Origin of the sequence: Mogibacterium neglectum, assembly GCF_030644205.1 — a bacterium.
GTDB lineage: Bacteria > Bacillota > Clostridia > Peptostreptococcales > Anaerovoracaceae > Mogibacterium > Mogibacterium neglectum.
Map to the genome: position 1 here is coordinate 916,614 of NZ_CP128647.1, position 18,288 is coordinate 934,901.

The window sequence follows — 18,288 nt, forward strand, 5'->3', positions numbered from 1 at the left end:
ATTAACCCTTCCTTTCGGTAATTTTATCAAGAATGAAACGTTTCGCTTCGTATGTATCATCGTCTACTGAAATTCCTCGTCTACCTAGCAATTCGATGCTGTAATCGATTATCTCAAGACAAGCCGTATCTAGATCTTTTTTTGCAAGCTCCCTAAGCTCCGCTACCTCTGGATATGTCCTATTAACCTCAATAGCATCAGCTACATATACAATTTCTTCAAGCATACTCATCCCATAACGACCTGCGGTATGAGATGAAACGGCCATCAAAATATCGGGGTCGTCGACACCAAAATCTTTTCTAAGCATTGAAGCACCGACCTTCGAATGAGCAAGTTCAGGCTTGTTGTAATATTTTAAGTCGACACCGTATGTCCTTATCAAGCGGTTCATAGCCTCGCATGAGTAGCATTTTGCTATATCGTGAACTAATCCTGCAAATCTAGCTTTTTTTACATCAGCTCCATATATAGATGCTAACTCACCAGCCATATCTACCACCCCTAATGAGTGAATATATCTTCGAGGTTTAAGTACATGCTTCAGATAATCATCAATCTCTCTAGTCTTTGTATAATCCATTTTTAATTATATATTCCTCAACATTAGCGTCTACTAGACCTGCAATCGATTCACCTTTTTTACACAGCGCACGTATCTGAGATGAAGAGCAGTCAATTGGAGGCATGTGCAGAATATGTATTGCAGCATCGTATGCTTCACGATATTCAGCTATTTTCTGTGTACCCCAAGTATCATCAATTCCTGGTCTTACAGCAGTAATAAGGGCGAACTCACTTAATATATCCGTTCCTCTATACCATGAATCAACAGCAACTACAGAATCGTATCCTAATACGAAGTATAGGTGTGCATCATATATAGCTGAGAGCTCACTTAGCGTATCATATGTATATGAAATCCCTTTTTTTTCGATTTCATATCGAGTCATATCTAGACGCTCATCAGATGCTATGGCTAGTTCAATCATGTTGCATCGATGTTCAGCTGAAGATATTTTTGCATCTAGCTTGAATGGTGAAACTGAATTGGGCATGAATACTAACTTATCTAAACCTAATTCATTTAAAGCCGTCTTTGCCAGTGTAATATGTGCAATATGAATAGGATCGAATGTACCGCCAAATATCGCTATTTTTTTCATCAAGATTATTTCCTATAACTAAAATTTATTGGCGTATAATTATTTTTGTTCGTACTTGGTCACAACAGCTAGTCCTAATTCTTCAAGCTGAACAGAATCTGCCTTTCCAGGAGCTTCTGAAACAGGGCATTCTGCATTCGCATTCTTAGGAAATGCAATTACTTCTCTGATGCTACTCTCACCAAGTAAAAGCATTACCATTCTATCAAGTCCATATGCGAGCCCTGCATGAGGGGGTACACCATACTTAAACGCCTCGATAAAGAATCCGAACTTTTCCATCCTTTCATCTTCTCCGAGACCAAGAACCTGAAACATCTTATCCTGAAGTTCTCTATCGTGAATTCTGATTGACCCACCACCTAGTTCAACTCCGTTTAAAACAATGTCATATGCATCTGCATTTAAAGATAGTATATCTCCATCGAGCTTATCTAATTCATCGAGCTTTGGTTGCGTAAAAGGATGGTGCATAGCTTTAAGATTTCCCTCATCGTCCTTTTCAAACATCGGAAAATCTACTACCCACAGGAAGTTAAACTTGGCGTCGTCAAGAAGCCCGAGGATTCCTGCAATCTTCCTTCTCAACCACCCCAAAGTGTCAAATACTACCTTTGGCTGTGCAGATACGATAAATATTATATCACCTATTTTAGAGCCGCAACGTTCAGCTACTTTAGTTAATTCTTCATCTTTAAGAAACTTACTTGCCGAAGAAGAAAATCCATCTTCTTCAACTTTTATCCAGAGAAGCCCCCTTGCCCCATAGTGCTTTGCCTCATCTGTCAGCTTGTCAATTTTCTTTCTTGAGAATTCTGTAGCACCGCCAGGTACTGAAATACCGCGTATGTCTCCACCAGTTTCAAGAGCATCCTTAAATACTTTAAATTCGCTATCTTCAAATATATCGTTTAATTTGTTTAATTCTATATTAAATCGCGTATCTGGCTTGTCGGAACCGTATCTTTCCATAGCCTCTTTATATGTTAATCTTGGGAACGGAGTATCAATGTCGATACCTTTTAGGTCTCTCATGATGCACTTCAGTAAACCTTCCTGCATACTTATTACATCATCAGAATCTGCAAAAGACATCTCAAGATCTATTTGCGTAAACTCTGGCTGTCTATCAGCTCGAAGATCTTCATCTCTGAAGCACTTTACGATTTGAAAATACCTATCTGTTCCTGACACCATAAGAAGCTGCTTGAACATCTGAGGTGACTGAGGTAGTGCATAAAATGAACCTTGATTAACCCTACTAGGAACCAGATAGTCTCTCGCTCCTTCTGGTGTTGGTTTAATCAGCATTGGCGTTTCAACTTCAGTAAACCCATTTTCGTCAAAGTAGTCACGCACGAGTTTCGTAAGTCTGTGACGGAATGTGAGATTTCTTTGCATCTTACTCTTCCTCAGATCGAGATAACGGTATTTAAGTCTGAGGTTTTCATCTACGTTATCGTCATCCTTGACGTATATTGGCGGAGTATCGGCTTCAGAATATATAACAAGGTCATTTGCAAAAACTTCTATTGATCCGGTTGGGATACTATCGTTTTTCGAAGATCTTTCCTTTACCGTACCGGTAACCCCTATAACATACTCGGATCTGAGGGATTTTGCTTTCTCTAGAAGTTCTTCTGGGATATCCTCGTTAAATGTAATCTGCGTAATTCCAGATTTATCTCTGATGTCGACAAACACAAGACCTCCAAGGCTTCTTGCCTTAGCAACCCAACCGTTTAGGACAACCCTTTTACCTACGTCATCTTGTCTTAGCTCACCACACATGTGTGTTCTTTTAAGTAATTTAGACATCTTATTTTTCAATCTCCTTAGTTATATCTATGGCTTTAATTTCTTTTTGCTCACCGCTCTGCATGTTTTTAAGTATCACTATACCTTTTTCAATCTCGTTTTCACCAATAACGACGGAGTATCGTGCATTTAGCTTATTAGCGTATTTCATCTGACCTTTGAGATTTCTGTTTAGAGTGTCTATAATTGCAACAACTCCGCGCTCTCTTAACTTATGTACTAGATTTAACGCATAAAGTCTAGCATTATCACCTATGAAAGAAACGGATATATCTGGGATACTTGGATCATCTACGATAATATCGTTCTGTTCCATAAGAATAAGTAATCTTTCTTTACCTAACCCAAATCCAACGCCTGGAATTGAAGGTCCACCAATTTCTTCTACCAGATGGTCATATCTACCACCACCACAAATAGTTCCTTGAGCGCCTATCTTCGTTGTTACAAATTCGAATGAAGTCTTTGTGTAATAGTCAAGACCACGCACGATTCTTGGATCAACAATATAGTCAATACCCATAGCATCAAGATTAGACTTTAATGATTCAAACGCGGATTTACAATCATCACATAGGTAATCGAGTATGTATGGTGCATCTTTAGCAATTTGCTGATCTGTGTGATCCTTGCTATCGATGATGCGCATAGGATTTGCTTCAAATCGATCTTTACTTATATCTGACAACTCTTCATAATACGGTCTTAGATAATCCTGAAGAGCCTTTCTGTATACCGGCCTACATTCACGGCATCCAACACTGTTTATTCTTAGTTCAACATCTTCAATTCCAATTTTTTTTATAAAATCAGATGCAAGCGCTATAACCTCAGCATCGGCCATCATATCTGGAGTTCCAAAATTCTCCACGCCGAATTGGTGAAATTCACGAAGTCTACCCGCCTGCGGTCTCTCATATCTGAAACAAGGCGTATCATAATAATACTTAGTTGGCTGCATCTCCGCATAGTCATGACTTTCTATAAATGCTCTAACAGCAGGAGATGTCCCCTCAGGCTTCAAGGTGATGCTGCGATGTCCAAGATCCTCAAATGTATACATTTCTTTCTGTACTATATCTGTAGTCTCACCAACACCTCTGTTGAAAAGCTCTGTGCTTTCAAACATAGGTGTTCTCACTTCTCCAAACCCATAAAGGCGACAAAGTTCCGAAAATTCCTTTTCTATATATTGCACTTTGTATGAATCCCTAGGCATCGTATCCTTGGTTCCTTTTGGTGCTTTTATTGCCATAATCTCCTCCTAAATAGTGATTTCAATCAAAATATTTATGCTTTCTAGCAATTATGTTATCAATCCGTTCTACGTACATTCTATAGTCGTTTATATTAGGTATTCGTTCTAACCGGTTTTCTGATGGAAAATATCGTTTTCCAATCGCCCCTGCACCAAGCCCGATAATTGTCTGCATTTCCTCCATAATTCTTATGTTATACAAAGAATGCAGACCAGGGATACACCAACCTGTATTTTCAAACGCTCCCATCTGATGCTTCTGTCTATATACATAATAAGGTACAAAGCCAGCACCATGAAGCATGCGAGATGCTGTATCTAGCATCATCTCCACTTCTTTCACCCCTCTCAAATAGTAATCAGGGTTTTCTTGCTTAAGTTTAGAGCCACGTTTTACAGATAATGTATGCACAGTGATATTATTAGCACCTATATCTATTAATTTTTGAATAGTACTTGCTATATCATTAGTAGTTTCACCAGGAAGACCTACTATAACATCAGAATTTATGACTTCAAATTCATAATCATGAGCTAGCTTAAACGCGTTCCTTATATCATTACTTGAATGAGATCTACCGATTTTCCTTAACGTCTCATCGTTCATAGATTGGGGATTGATACTAATACGCCTTACACCGTATTTTTTTATTGCATTTAATCTGTCTTTATCTATAGTATCTGGTCTACCAGCTTCAACCGTAGTTTCTATATCTCTAAGTTTAATGTCAAAAGATTGTTCAATTGAATCAAAAAGTGCAACTAGTTCACTAAAGTTTAAAGATGTCGGTGTGCCACCACCAAAATATACACTTTCAATACTCTTGCTACTTTTTTTAAAGAGCCGTCCACATTCAGATATCTCCCTTTGAAGTTTGGGAAGATATCTGAGAATTGATTTCACTCTAGCAAGTTCTGAACCAAATGAACAATAAGAACAGATACTGGGACAAAATGGAATACTAGTATATATGGACCAATTGTTGTCATCAGCCACTGGCACGTTTTCAATCTGATATCTGAGAATCTCATCTATAAGCTTTCGCTTACTATCCGATACGATATATATATCAGATAAGCCTTTGTCAACTTCGTTTAAATCAGATACAGCTAGATAGAGATTCATCGCTGGTTTAAGAGGTTTTACACCTGTCAAAGTTCCCCATTCGGGAGTTTTACCAGTTATAATTGATAATCTTTTAAATATATCACGCTTTATTTGATCTCTATCCTGTTTGAGATCAGCATTGAAAACAAGGCTATTATGACCGAGAGCTAAACCATCAGCATTTTCAATATTAATTGGTATAACTTCATATTCATTATCGGCAAAAAACTCACGAGCTAACTCAGAATAATGGTGTTCATTATGTATTCCATTAACATACAATCTATACAAAAGGATTTTCCCTCATCTCTAGGTCAATAGTAGTAGATGGTCCGTGCCCTGGGTATACAATCGTATTGCCATCTAGTTTAAATAGTTTATTTTGAATTGAATCTTTGAGATCTCCCCAGTTCCCACCATACAAATCTGTTCTTCCGACACTCCTGAAAAACAATGTATCACCACTGAATAAATTGCCATCAGCTAGTATGCACATACCGCCCTTAGTATGACCAGGTGTTGTGATGAACTTCAGTGTTGTGTCACCAAGCTTAAGCTCTTCGTTATCAGCAATGTAAATATCAGCCTCTAAAGCAACATTTTCACTAGTGTACTGTGCAGTTCCGTTAATTGATGAATCTGTTATCATCTCATGCTCGTCAAAATTAACAACGAGCTTTGCACTAGGATATTTTTTCTTATATTCATTAAGAGCAATAATATGATCCCAATGTGCGTGAGTAAGGATAATATAAAATAAATTATTCTCTCCTCCGATAAAATTATCAATTAAATCGTTATGACAGCCGGGATCAATTACTGCACAAGATTCCGTTGAATCATCTTTTATTATGTAGGTGTTTTCCCCTATTGGAGCACACTCAATTCGTTTAATGTTTATACTCATTATGATCTAGCCCTATATACCTCTGAAATACCGGGAACATTTCTAAGTGCGATTAGAAGTCGCTGCATCTGATGTGTGTCCGATATAGATACTGTTAATGTACATGTAACATTGTTATCTTCAGCTGGTCTCATATTAACTCCAGATAGTTTTATATCTAGATCTTCGCACACCTTAGATATATCACTAAACAGTCCTTTCCTATCCTGTCCGGAAACAAGAACGTCTGCATAGTATGTCTGTCCGAGTTTAGGTGTTTCCCATTCTACTTGGATAAGTCGTCCTTTCTCATCATTCGGCAAACTCAATATATTGGTGCAGTCTTTTCTGTGGACTGTGATACCTCTACCTTTTGTAATAAAGCCAATTATATCGTCACCAGGCACTGGATTGCAGCATCGAGCAACTTTAATAAGAAGATTATCAGAACCTTTAACCGTAATTCCGGGCGTACATGAATTAGATTCACGTTTTATAGATTTCTTTTTAATTATCTCTTCGGCCCTTTTTTCTTCTTTATGAGTATCTTCGATATAATAATCGATAAGCCTCTGACCAAGTCTAACCTGAGCAGCTCCACCACCTGAGATAGAAGAATATAATTCATTTATATTATTCATACCTAAATCTTTAACAGCCTTTAGCAAGTATGAATTTTTTGCAACAAGTGCGGGATCATATCCCTTTTTTCTAATATAGTTAGTGATATTATTTTTACCTTTTTCAACTACATTAGTTTTATCAGCTTTTCGTAACCAATTTCTTATCTTGTTTTTAGCTTGGGAACTCTTTGCAATATTGAGCCAATCCATACTAGGACCAGTAGAATTTGCTGAAGTAATAATTTCAACGATATCACCAGTGTTAAGTTTGTGGTCAATTGTGACCATTTTTCCGTTTACTTTCGCTCCTACGCATCTTACTCCTACATCTGTATGAATTTTAAACGCAAAATCAATAGGTGTAGATTCAGCAGGAAGCTCAACAACATCACCATGTGGTGTAAAAACGAACACCTGATGGTCGAATAAATCAACCTTTAATGTTTCAAGGAATTCGAGAGAGTCATCAGTCTCCTTTTGCCACTCAAGAGCTTGTCTTAGCCACGCTAACTTCTTTTCATCTTCATCTTCAGCACCAACAGTTTTACCTTCTTTGTACTTCCAATGAGCGGCAATACCATATTCAGCAATACGGTGCATCTCCTTAGTCCTAATCTGAATCTCGAAAGGATTACCATTATCATCTAATACAGTTGTATGTATCGATTGATACATATTTGGTTTCGGCATTGCAATATAATCTTTAAATCTGCCAGGAATAGGAGTCCATTTGGTATGGACAAGTCCAAGCGCAGCATAGCAATCTTTCACACTATCCACGATAATTCTAATGGCTGTTAAATCAAAAATTTCATCTAACTGCTTTTTTTGTATTACCATTTTCTTGTAAATGCTGTAAAGGTGTTTAGAGCGACCCATTACTTCGCATTCAATATGTGCATTATTCAGCCCTTCTTTTATTTCAGAAATTAATCGCTGAACAACACTTTCTCTACTCTCTCTTCTTTGGCTTACTTTACTAGATAGTTCCTTGTATTCGTTTGGATGAAGATACATAAGCGCTAAATCTTCCAACTCAAACTTTATGCTATAAATACCAAGTCTTCCCGCAAGCGGAGCATAAATTTCAAGTGTTTCTAAAGCTTTTTCTTCACGTTTTTTTGTTGGCATATACTCTAAAGTTCTCATGTTATGAAGCCTATCTGCGAGCTTAATAATGAGAATTCTAATGTCTTTTGACATTGCTAAGAACATCTTACGAAAATTCTCAGCTTGAAGTTCTTCTTTTGAATCGTATTTGATATTTCCTAACTTTGTAACACCATCAACAAGAAGTGCTATTTCTTCACCAAAATCTTCAACTAATTGTTCGCGAGTATATGGAGTATCTTCGACAACATCATGCATTAGTCCAGCAACAATTGTTTCTGTGTCCATGCCGAAATTTGCCAATATAAAACTGACAGCAATAGGATGGATTATGTACGGTTCCCCACTTTTCCTTAGCTGACCTTTATGTAGGCTATTAGCTATTTCATATGCCTTAACCACAAGTGGCGAATTATACTTGTGGTTAAGACTTTCAAGCTTAGCTATAAATTCTTCAGTTGTCATAACTACAGCTTTTGACTGCAAATTAATGCCTCCAATAGATTTATCTATAAATAATTATTTTATTATACCGTCATTCTCGCGTTTAGCTCGTTCTATTCTCTTGCGCTGCTTTTCGTTTTGCTCTATCCGTTTAGCATATTTTGACATGTTCTGTTTACGCATGGACTCATAAAGGAGTGGGCTGCATAAGAAGATAGATGAATAGGTTCCTACCGATACACCGATGATTAGTGGTATCAAGAACTGCCTAATTTCAGATGAAACTAGGAAGAACAGAGGAATCATAACAACAATAGTTGTAAGTGATGTCATAAGCGATCTTGATAGAGTCTGGTTGATACTGTCGTTGATGAGTCCTAAAACTTCTTTACGCTTATAGAACTTTGTGTTCTCTCGTATTCTATCAAAAACTACGATAGTGTCATTTATGGAATAACCTACAACTGTTAATATACCAGCTATAAACGGATTATTTATTGTAAATCCAAATATTGCATAAATCGCAAGTGTAACTAATACGTCATGAGCAAGTCCGCTTACAGCAGCAAGTCCATAGTTCCAGTTCTTAAATCTAAATCTTATATAGATAAGCATACAGAACGTCGCTATGAGCACCGATTTAACAGCATTGTGTCTAAGCTCTTTTCCTACTGTTGGTCCAAACTCTTCAGAGGAAAGAACTGCACCCTTCTTCAAACCGTACTTTGAATCAATAGTATTGATTACTTCCTGTCGTTTATCAGCCTTAAGTGCTTTTATAGTTCTAATTACAATTTGATTGTTTTTATCACCAGCATATACAATCTGAGGATCTAGCTTATGTTTTGCAATCGTTTTCTTAACTTCTTCAATATTGACCTTCTTACCCATGTCAAGCTGAATAGTTGTACCACCAGTAAAGTCAATACCGTAATTAAAGCCCTTAAATCCTGCGCATGCAATTCCAATAATGATTACACAGAGTGAAAGCGCGTAGAATTTCTTGCGATTTCCAATAAAGTCGAATTGATGTTTTAGCTTGAACCTAGGTGAACCATCTTCATTTACACCGAAATACTTATTATGACCGAATTTCTTGCTATCAGCAAGCAGTGTAACGTATAACTGAGTAATGATTACAGCTGTAAAAATACTAAAAACAGTACCGAGCATAAGGGTAAGCGCAAACCCCTTTACGGCTGTTGTACCAATCAGATACAGAACGATTGAAGCAATCAAGGTAGTAGTCTGAGAGTCAACAACCGTCGATAATGCAGATTTAAATCCTGCGTCAACCGCTGCTCTAATCGATTTGCCTTTTGATATCTCTTCCCTGATTCTAGTAAAGATAATTACATTTGAATCAACTGCCATACCTATTGATAAAATTATACCAGCGATACCAGGAAGGGTCAGTACTGCTCCAAGTGCCGCCATAGCTACTAATACTATGAGAACATATAGTGAAAGTGCAAGGTCGGCAATTAATCCTAGTAGTCCATAAGCTACAAGCATAATCAGGAAAACAATAGCAAGACCTATGATACCTGCCTTAACTGATTTTACCAGCGCATTCGCTCCAATCGTCGCAGTCTCAACAGAGGAGTTAACTTCAGTTAGCGATGCAGGGAGCGCACCTCCTCTAATGAGAGATGATGTCTGCGAAGCTTCTTCCTTTGAGAAACCACCTGGTCTAGTAATCTCACAACTCCTGCCATTTATCACACTTTTAGCTGTAGGTGCAGATATAACCTTGTCATCAAGCATGATGATGATTGACTGTGCATCGAACGTTCTTCCATCAGAATTTTTTAAAGTAGCTGTTACAGCACCTTGAGACGTTTTTTCGGTCGCTTTTGCAAATTTTTGTGATCCTGCAGAGGTAAAGTCGATAGTAATCTTATACCCACCACCATTTGAATCTGTGCTAAACGATGCATCCTTAATATCATTACCGTTCATAATCTGTGTGCCATCAGCAAGTAGAAATCTGAGCTGAGCAGTTTTGCCTATTTGCTTAATAGCGGTGTCGGCATCATCTACTCCCGGCATCTCAACACGAACTTTATTAGTACCTTCTACAGAAACTGTAGCTTCAGAAATACCCATCGCGTTAACACGATTTTCGAGCACTGATTTAGTCTGATCCATTAGCTTGCTAAGATCAGATCCAGTTGCTTTTGTATCTGCCTGAAGTAATACATACACACCACCGTTAATATCAAGACCGTATTTGAGCTGTTTGTTAATGCTCTTAATAGGGCCAGCTCCATTAATAGCTATAGCCCATCCAATAATGATAATAACTGTCACTAATACTGCTAAAAACTTTTTTGTTCCAGTTTTCATAATTATGAATTGCCCTTCCTCCGTCATTTGATGAGGACATATGCCCCAGATTATTAAATAATACTTCAAAACATTTTACATTATATAGGTGATTTCTTCAAGTGATAAATCCGTTGATAAATAGCGATTTTGAGCATTATATAAAATAAAATTATATATGTTTTATTATGTCGTTAATTTTAATAAAATTTCAGTAAAAACAAATAAAAAAATTTAAGGTGTGCAGCATGCACACCTTAAATTTTAACTATTCAGCATCGTTTTCAGCTTCTCCCTCACTCGCAGCTTTTTTTGTTCCGAGTTTCTTTGGAGTAACCTTCTTAGATCTGTTAACATGTGTCTCTTCTGCAGGTTCAGCCTTTCCTTCAGGTTGTTTATCTTCCTTTTTGTCAGTTTCCTGCTTACCAACAACGCTGCCTACAGCAGATTTAATAATCTCCATCTTAGTCTTACCTGAACCAGTTTCGATAAGAATTCTATCATCCTTAATTCTAACAATTTTACCGACGATACCACCAATTGTGACGATATTATCACCAGGTTTAAGAGCGGCTCTCATGCTAGTAACTTCTTTGTCACGTTTTCTCTGTGGTCTAATCAACATAAAGTAGATAAGTGGTATAAATACCAGTATTAAAACGATATTGTATAAACCTGTCTTCATCTCTGACCTCCAATATTTTCGTTATAGTGAAAATGAAAAATTAGTTGGTGCCGGCGATGGGGGTCGAACCCATACGGTATTACTACCACGGGATTTTGAATCCCGCGTGTCTGCCAATTCCACCACGCCGGCAAAATTTTTATTTTTTTGTAAAAAAAATGGTGTGGCTGACTGGACTCGAACCAGCACGGTCTCCCACATGCCCCTCAAGCATGCGCGTCTGCCATTCCGCCACAGCCACACGACTATTTAAATATACAGAATAATCAATTTGATTGCAAGTAAAATATAAAAAAACTTAAAAATTAATCTATAATATAAATCAATATACCAAGAAAGAATTAAATAAATTACTTACTTTTATCAAATTAAATTTTTATATACTATGCTAATAATAAAAACCTGTCTTTTCATCAGTATACTGCTTAAGTCTTAATTCATAAGCAGCCTTAGCCGTTTCGTAATAGGCTGGTATAAATTTAGACAAACCAATTTCATTCGCATAAACAATTGTAAAATCTGGATTAAGAACCAATAAAGGTCCTAGCAAATATGTGCCCATAAAATTTTTATAATGAACACCCTCACGTGTTTCTTCTATGTTAAAACCGGGACCTCTGATTGTATTGAAAAGCGGCTCAATGTCGCTATCGTAGAAACTATGACCAAATTGGCTTTTAAATCCAACTATCTTAATATCTTTATATATACCAACATAAAGAGAGTTAAAACGTTTGGCAAGGATATCTCTCTCTGTATGGAAGTTAAAAACTTCAAGACAGTCTATCTTCTCTCCAGACTTATCAATTATATAATTGCCAAAAACTTCAACAGCATTACCAGTCACTAAGAAACGTTGCCCTTGTTCTATTGATTCCTTTAATTCGTTAATATATATTGATAAATTATCTATAAAAAGCCTTTGACCGCGTTCGGTCATAGTCCCCCTGTACACAAGATCAACTTCACCCTTATTAAGAAATGCGGGACGTTCACCGATATTCGTTTCTATAATTTCTATTCCAGGATAAGAATCCATAAGATACTTAATATTTGCTGAATCACCATACAGGTTGCTGAGCTCTGGATAGAGCATTTCGATAATCATTTATTCTACCTTCTCGTTATTATCAATACTATTTAGATATCCTTCTAGGAGTTTTCTGACCTTTCGTGCTGGAGAAAACGGATCAGTGCCATAGAGCAAAAATATGGTCTCCCCTTTTATAAACTTTAACTCTTTAATGCAATCAAAAGGTTCAATAACATATTTAATCTTATCTTCTTTAACTCCAGCTGAAAGTAGTCTGAGTTTAAAATCCAGCCCTCTAGATCCGGTCGTTACTATAGTTTTAATTCTATCATCTGCAAGCAGTTCAAAATCCGCATCGTAAAGCCAGCACATATTCTCTGACCATGTAGTATCATCCTGAAAGTTGTTATTGAACAATAATAGCTCTTTTTCTCCAGGTTGTGCTTCAATATATTCAAATACTCTCGAACTCGCATAAGCGTTTCTATCTTTGCATAGAACAGAACTTAACTTAATCCCTCCAGCTTCGAATTCATTTAATCTTTCTTTTGTTATATTAACATTGTCTACTGCTGCTTTTATCTCATCAACTGAATATTCTAATTCACTAAGAGTTGCTATTAAAGTTAATTCATTATAAATATTGAAAGTTCCATTATTGAATAACTTAAATCTGCACTTCTCACCTTCAAGAGACACATTCATTGTCATGGAATCAAGATTAACATCTGTGGCTAAGTAATCAGCAGCATATGATTTAAAATTACAATTAGGACAGTATGCCCTACCTATATTGCTATATCTATTTTTTGTATACTTCAATTTGGAATTACAAATTGGACAAATTGGACAATCGTCAATCAGATTTGTGCAGGACTCTTTGTCAATAGCAAGTGAAGCGATGCCAAAAAAAGCTCTTTTATTGTCGGGACACATCAGTGAAGATATAAGATCATCTGCATTTAAAATCAGTCTGGTTGATTTATCGATATACGATTCTAGAATAGATCTCATATATTCTGGATGTCCGTTTCTCATAATTGAGTCACGAGATAAATTAGTGACCACTAAATAATCAATATGAACATAGGGAAATATTCTTCTTGAAGAAAGCTCGTCTATTTCAAATACCGCCGTACCGTATTTATGTTTTCCAGTCAAACTTACACTTCTTATAAGAGATGTTGTAATACCGGTGATTGTATTAGAACCGGCAGAATTATTAAGCACCTTCTCCCCTAAAAAAGTAAGAGAATCATTTAGTAAATTGGAGCATGTAGTTTTGCCGTTAGTCCCAGTTATCCCAATTATTCTATTAGGTAATTCAATGTACCTGAGAAAATTTGGACATATTCTAATAGCAACTATACCGGGAAAGTTAGTGCCATTATGCCTAGTAATCTTAAGCGCGATAATAGATAGCTTTGCGACTAAGAGAGCGCAAAAAAAGCGCAATTTACCCATTGATACGTGTCAACCTTTCTTTGTTATCAGTTAAGCATAAATATAAATTATTTTCGGAGCTCATCCTTGAAGCTAGGTACAAGCTTTAGAATATCAGGGATAACTCCAATTCTACTAGGATTCTGATATGGAAGCTGCATGTAGTCATAAGCAGTATAATCATTTCCTTCAACAATCTTAGGTCCCTTATTAGTTACAGCGACGTCCCATCCTACATACCTCATCTCAGGAACCTTCATTGCTGCACGAAGAATCATGTCTTTTGCTTCTTTGAACATTGGTACCTCATAATTTGTTAAATCGTATCCAGTATCAGGATGTTTTGTATATATCAAATCTGTATCGGTATTTCCGCTATGAAAAGGAAAATGAACAACGCCTTTTTCTAAATCAATTGGAGCATGGATTCCATGAACATCGATAAATCGACCATCTACACCAAATTTTTGCGCGGCAAAGAACAAATGTGGTTCTTTATCATCTCCGATAATCGTAATCATACGCATAGTATTGAGCGCTGGTTCATACACTTCACGAATCTTATCATGATTTATAAGATACTCTTCAACAACTCCAAATCCCTTTTCTTTTATATAGTCATAAAATTTTCGTGCATCTTCGAAGTCTGAAATTCTGATGATTTCAGCACCCTTCCCACATGAAAGATCAAGCATTTTACCAAATCCGACTTCATTTTCATTATAAAACCGCGTTGCCTCATCAAGATTGCAGTTAAGTGCATCAAGAAAATCTCTATCGATGAACTCTTTAAAAACTTCATCGAATTTATTCTTATTATCGAAAATCTTTGCCTTTTCTGGGTTATTTAGGAAAGTGATTAATTTTTTACTTCGCATACGTGTCATATACGTATCACGTGTTTTGTCGTCTAGCTCATAAAAATGATAAGTTATATAATCATAGTAACCGCTGCCGAATAATCTGTAGCAGTGGTAAATATCTCTTATAATGCTAGACCTACTTTTTCCACATCTTCGGTTAATCTCGGTAGCTACCTCATTTAATTTTGAGAATTTAGCTCCTGAAAGTACTCTAAGTTTATAACGTAAATTTACACTCATAACTCTACCTCACGTAAATCGAGACATATAATTTTATCACAAATATTACTCGCTCTCAATTAAGTCTTGAGTTTGTATTTGTCTAGAAGTATGTTAACTGCGATCTTCAAATCATCAACTGCGGAATTATTCTCAATAATATCAGTTGCAAGTACACATTTTTCTTCATCACTTAACTGCGAATCGATAATTCTTGTAATCATTTCATTATCAAGTCCATCTCGTTCAGCTACTCTAGTTATCCTTTTATCTTCATCTGACACAACTAACCATACTGCATCAAATTCATCTTCCATATCATATTCAAACAGGAGAGGTGCTGCGACGAAAACTACATTTTTCCCTGATAGTTCATAGACTTTTAAAATACGATTAATGGTATCGATAACTGATTTTGTAACTATATCCTCAAATTTACGTTTCATCTCATTGTTACTAAATATAAGCTGGCGAATATATTCACGTGATAGGCCTTTTTCGATTGAAGCAACATCGGGACCAAATACCTCGATTATTCGTTCAACCGCACACCCTTCTGGACCAGTCATTTCACGAGATATAACATCTGCATCGATAATAGTATATCCTAAATATTCAAGATAATTTGTGATGACCGTTTTTCCTGAGCCGATTCCACCAGTAATAGCAATCCTTAACATATGATGCAACCCTTATTTTAAATCATACCAAGTACTACCAGTATGCATATCACACACAAGCTTAACCTTAAGTGCGAAAGCATTTTCCATATTACGTCTTAACAATTCCTTGACAACCTCAAGCTCGTCATTATCCGCTTCAATGATCAATTCATCGTGAATTTGAAGCACTAGTTTAGATTTTAAGTTCCTATCCTTAAGCTCGCGATACACTTTGTTCATGGCCAATTTAATTATGTCAGCAGCACTTCCCTGAATAGGAGTATTCATAGCCAATCTATTTGCTAATTGACGATCCATATATTTGCGCGATGCAAATTCAGGAATTTGTCTTATGCGGCCCATTATCGTCTTAACAGCGTAATCACGCTCCCCTATTTTGATCTGTTCATCGAGGTAGGCTTTGACTGCCGCGTGCTTTGAAAAGTAATCATCGATATATCTTTGAGCTTCAGCCCTTGAAATCATTAGTTCTTCACTTAACCCGAACCCGCTCATTCCGTAGATGACTCCGAAATTTACGGCCTTTGCTCTAGATCTATCAAGCGGTGTTACTTGATCTAGTGGCATATTAAACACTCTTGAAGCGGTTATTCGGTGAATATCTTCATTGTTGTTGAACGCATTTATCAGAGATTCATCGCCACTCAGCGCTGCTAAAATTCTAAGTTCAATCTGTGAATAGTCTGCCCCTATGAATGTATGATCATCATCACTAGTAACGAAAGCTTTTCTAATGTTACGACCATATTCATCACGAATTGGAATATTTTGTAGATTTGGTTCAGTACAACTGATTCTACCAGTCGCAGCGACTGTCTGGTTGAAATGCGGATGGATTCTATTGTCGTCAGCTATAAGAGCAATGAGTCCATCTATATATGTGCTTTTTAGCTTAGTAGCTTTTCTATATTCCAGAATATCATTAACGATGGGCTGTTCATCTTTAAGCTTCTCTAATACATCTACTGATGTAGAATATCCAGTCTTCTTTTTGCTACGAACTGGATAAGGAATACCCATATTTTCGAATAATATCACTCCAAGTTGTTTAGGTGACTTAATGTTAAATGACTGTCCAGCTTTTTCATAAATTGAAGTTTCTAAATCTGTTATTCTCGAATCGAGTTCGTTCCCAACCGACTCTAGAACAAATCTATCTACCTTCATACCGACAGCTTCCATAGCTGCCATAGTTTCAATAAGCGGAAGTTCACATTCCTCGTAAACTGTGACAAGTCCATTCGAATCTATTTCTTCCTTCTGACCTTCATAGACTTTTAAAATATAAAGCAAACGAACGAAATCCTCAGTTGATTCGTCATAAGTAAAATCAGTGTATTTAACGAGCATTTTATCTAATGAATACTTGCTTCTATTGGGATCTAAAAGGTATTCCGCAACAAAAGCATCATGTTTGATTCGCATACTGTTTATATTATATTTAAGTAATGTGTATATAAATGGTTTTATGTCATAACAGATATACTCGTATCCTTGACTCATAAGCATTTCGATAGCAGAAGAAACATTAAGCGGTGATAGCTCAACTTTAGTAATTATCTTTTCTTCAGCTGATAATAGCGAAACATTATCAAGCAATGGCATACTGGTGTGGTTATCAATACCTTTAAATGTTATAACAACTTCACTTCCTGGACTCACTCTGTCATAGAATTTTGAAGGATCTACAGCCTTATATCTAGAGTATTCGTTATAAATATTAGCACCTTTGCTCTCAGACTCTGTTACTGCGTCGATTTCACTTAAATCCAATTTTTTAATAAGACTATTAAATTCAAGACTCCTATATATGTTGAGGAGTTTTTCATAGTTAGGTTTTACGAATTTTAAATCGTCGAACTTATAGTCTAGCGGTACATCACGCTTGATGGTAGCAAGCGATTTAGATAGCTTAGCCATCTCTTTATTATCCCTGATATTTTCACCAAGCTTACCTTTAATCTTATCTGCATTCTCTAGAACACCTTCAACTGATTCGTATTGCTTAAGAAGAGCAATTCCTTTCTTCTCACCAACTCCCGGAACACCAGGAATATTATCAGATTTATCACCCATGAGTCCTTTGAGATCTATAAACTGCTTTGGAGTTAAAGAGTATCGGTTTATCATTGCAGCTTCATCATACATGTCAAATTCGGTCATACCCCTCTTATTGATTATGACCTTAGTATTCTTATCAACAAGCTGAAGTTCATCTTTGTCACCCGTAATTATAATTGACTCTATACCTCTATTCGAAGCTTTTGCTGTAATTGTACCTATTAAGTCATCTGCCTCGAATGCTTCCTTTTCAAATACAGATATATTCATAGCATCTAGGACATCGTGCATGAGAGGGATCTGTGACAGAAGTTCAATTGGAGTCTGTTGTCTACCTGCCTTATACTCCTCATATTGTTTATGCCTAAAAGTCTTAGCTTTCATATCAAAGCAAACAGCAACATAGTCAGGTACATAATCACCTAAGATTTTATTTAGCATATTGATAAAGGCGTACACACCATGTGTGTACACCCCTTCTTTAGTCATCATTGGTCTCATAGCAAAATAAGCCCTAAAAAGCAAACTGTTACCATCTATTATCACAAGTTTCATCAACT

Annotated in this window: 14 protein-coding genes and 2 tRNA genes; all 16 read right to left on the reverse strand. The window is 36.5% G+C overall.

Annotation, left to right across the window (positions count from 1 at the left end):
* Position 1: 1 nt before the first annotated feature.
* A complete protein-coding gene (gene yqeK / locus QU661_RS04290; protein ID WP_304989052.1) occupies positions 2-583 on the reverse strand; it encodes a bis(5'-nucleosyl)-tetraphosphatase (symmetrical) YqeK in 582 nt (193 codons plus the stop codon).
* On the reverse strand, positions 564-1,166 hold the full coding sequence (gene nadD, locus QU661_RS04295; protein WP_304989053.1) for a nicotinate-nucleotide adenylyltransferase: 603 nt from the start codon (positions 1,164-1,166) through the stop codon (positions 564-566). The genes yqeK and nadD overlap by 20 nt, the downstream gene beginning before the upstream one ends.
* A gap of 39 nt (positions 1,167-1,205) precedes the next feature.
* The gene (aspS, locus tag QU661_RS04300; protein WP_304989054.1) at positions 1,206-2,984 is read right to left on the reverse strand and encodes an aspartate--tRNA ligase; all 1,779 of its coding nucleotides are present in this window, start codon (positions 2,982-2,984) and stop codon (positions 1,206-1,208) included.
* Between the two features lies 1 nt (position 2,985).
* A complete protein-coding gene (gene hisS / locus QU661_RS04305; RefSeq protein ID WP_304989055.1) occupies positions 2,986-4,239 on the reverse strand; it encodes a histidine--tRNA ligase in 1,254 nt (417 codons plus the stop codon).
* A gap of 22 nt (positions 4,240-4,261) precedes the next feature.
* Positions 4,262-5,641 (reverse strand): coproporphyrinogen dehydrogenase HemZ, encoded by a 1,380-nt coding sequence (hemZ, locus tag QU661_RS04310; RefSeq protein ID WP_304989056.1) that lies wholly within the window; start codon positions 5,639-5,641, stop codon positions 4,262-4,264.
* Positions 5,634-6,257, reverse strand: coding sequence for an MBL fold metallo-hydrolase (locus QU661_RS04315; protein ID WP_304989057.1), 624 nt, complete (start codon positions 6,255-6,257; stop codon positions 5,634-5,636). The genes hemZ and QU661_RS04315 overlap by 8 nt, the downstream gene beginning before the upstream one ends.
* A complete protein-coding gene (locus QU661_RS04320; RefSeq protein ID WP_304990461.1) occupies positions 6,257-8,434 on the reverse strand; it encodes a RelA/SpoT family protein in 2,178 nt (725 codons plus the stop codon). Before QU661_RS04320 ends, QU661_RS04315 begins: the two co-directional genes overlap by 1 nt.
* A 54-nt stretch (positions 8,435-8,488) precedes the next feature.
* Positions 8,489-10,762 (reverse strand): protein translocase subunit SecD, encoded by a 2,274-nt coding sequence (gene secD, locus QU661_RS04325; RefSeq protein ID WP_304989058.1) that lies wholly within the window; start codon positions 10,760-10,762, stop codon positions 8,489-8,491.
* A 247-nt stretch (positions 10,763-11,009) separates the two neighbouring features.
* Positions 11,010-11,426, reverse strand: coding sequence for a preprotein translocase subunit YajC (gene yajC / locus QU661_RS04330; protein ID WP_304989059.1), 417 nt, complete (start codon positions 11,424-11,426; stop codon positions 11,010-11,012).
* A gap of 45 nt (positions 11,427-11,471) precedes the next feature.
* Positions 11,472-11,558 (reverse strand) — tRNA-Leu (locus QU661_RS04335).
* A gap of 27 nt (positions 11,559-11,585) precedes the next feature.
* Positions 11,586-11,667: transfer RNA gene (locus tag QU661_RS04340), tRNA-Leu, on the reverse strand.
* A 147-nt stretch (positions 11,668-11,814) separates the two neighbouring features.
* The gene (locus QU661_RS04345) at positions 11,815-12,534 is read right to left on the reverse strand and encodes a hypothetical protein (RefSeq protein ID WP_304989060.1); all 720 of its coding nucleotides are present in this window, start codon (positions 12,532-12,534) and stop codon (positions 11,815-11,817) included.
* Positions 12,535-13,923, reverse strand: a complete 1,389-nt coding sequence (locus tag QU661_RS04350; RefSeq protein WP_304989061.1) for a Mur ligase family protein — start codon at positions 13,921-13,923, stop codon at positions 12,535-12,537.
* Positions 13,924-13,970: 47 nt separating this feature from the next.
* Positions 13,971-15,005, reverse strand: coding sequence for a sugar-transfer associated ATP-grasp domain-containing protein (locus tag QU661_RS04355; protein ID WP_304989062.1), 1,035 nt, complete (start codon positions 15,003-15,005; stop codon positions 13,971-13,973).
* A gap of 59 nt (positions 15,006-15,064) precedes the next feature.
* Positions 15,065-15,664, reverse strand: coding sequence for a dephospho-CoA kinase (gene coaE, locus QU661_RS04360; RefSeq protein WP_304989063.1), 600 nt, complete (start codon positions 15,662-15,664; stop codon positions 15,065-15,067).
* 12 nt (positions 15,665-15,676) lie between these two features.
* Positions 15,677-18,283: a DNA polymerase I gene (polA, locus tag QU661_RS04365; protein WP_304989064.1), complete on the reverse strand. Its 2,607-nt coding sequence runs from the start codon at positions 18,281-18,283 to the stop codon at positions 15,677-15,679.
* Between the last annotated feature and the right edge of the window lie 5 nt (positions 18,284-18,288).

Excerpts from the sequence above, each read along its gene's own strand:
- yqeK (WP_304989052.1), bottom strand. The coding sequence starts at position 583 with ATGGATTATACAAAGACTAGAGAGATTGATGATTATCTGAAGCATGTA.
- nadD (WP_304989053.1), bottom strand. The coding sequence starts at position 1,166 with ATGAAAAAAATAGCGATATTTGGCGGTACATTCGATCCTATTCATATT.
- aspS (WP_304989054.1), bottom strand. The coding sequence starts at position 2,984 with ATGTCTAAATTACTTAAAAGAACACACATGTGTGGTGAGCTAAGACAA.
- hisS (WP_304989055.1), bottom strand. The coding sequence starts at position 4,239 with ATGGCAATAAAAGCACCAAAAGGAACCAAGGATACGATGCCTAGGGAT.
- QU661_RS04315 (WP_304989057.1), bottom strand. The coding sequence starts at position 6,257 with ATGAGTATAAACATTAAACGAATTGAGTGTGCTCCAATAGGGGAAAAC.
- QU661_RS04320 (WP_304990461.1), bottom strand. The coding sequence starts at position 8,434 with ATGACAACTGAAGAATTTATAGCTAAGCTTGAAAGTCTTAACCACAAG.
- secD (WP_304989058.1), bottom strand. The coding sequence starts at position 10,762 with ATGAAAACTGGAACAAAAAAGTTTTTAGCAGTATTAGTGACAGTTATT.
- yajC (WP_304989059.1), bottom strand. The coding sequence starts at position 11,426 with ATGAAGACAGGTTTATACAATATCGTTTTAATACTGGTATTTATACCA.
- QU661_RS04345 (WP_304989060.1), bottom strand. The coding sequence starts at position 12,534 with ATGATTATCGAAATGCTCTATCCAGAGCTCAGCAACCTGTATGGTGAT.
- QU661_RS04350 (WP_304989061.1), bottom strand. The coding sequence starts at position 13,923 with ATGGGTAAATTGCGCTTTTTTTGCGCTCTCTTAGTCGCAAAGCTATCT.
- QU661_RS04355 (WP_304989062.1), bottom strand. The coding sequence starts at position 15,005 with ATGAGTGTAAATTTACGTTATAAACTTAGAGTACTTTCAGGAGCTAAA.
- coaE (WP_304989063.1), bottom strand. The coding sequence starts at position 15,664 with ATGTTAAGGATTGCTATTACTGGTGGAATCGGCTCAGGAAAAACGGTC.
- polA (WP_304989064.1), bottom strand. The coding sequence starts at position 18,283 with ATGAAACTTGTGATAATAGATGGTAACAGTTTGCTTTTTAGGGCTTAT.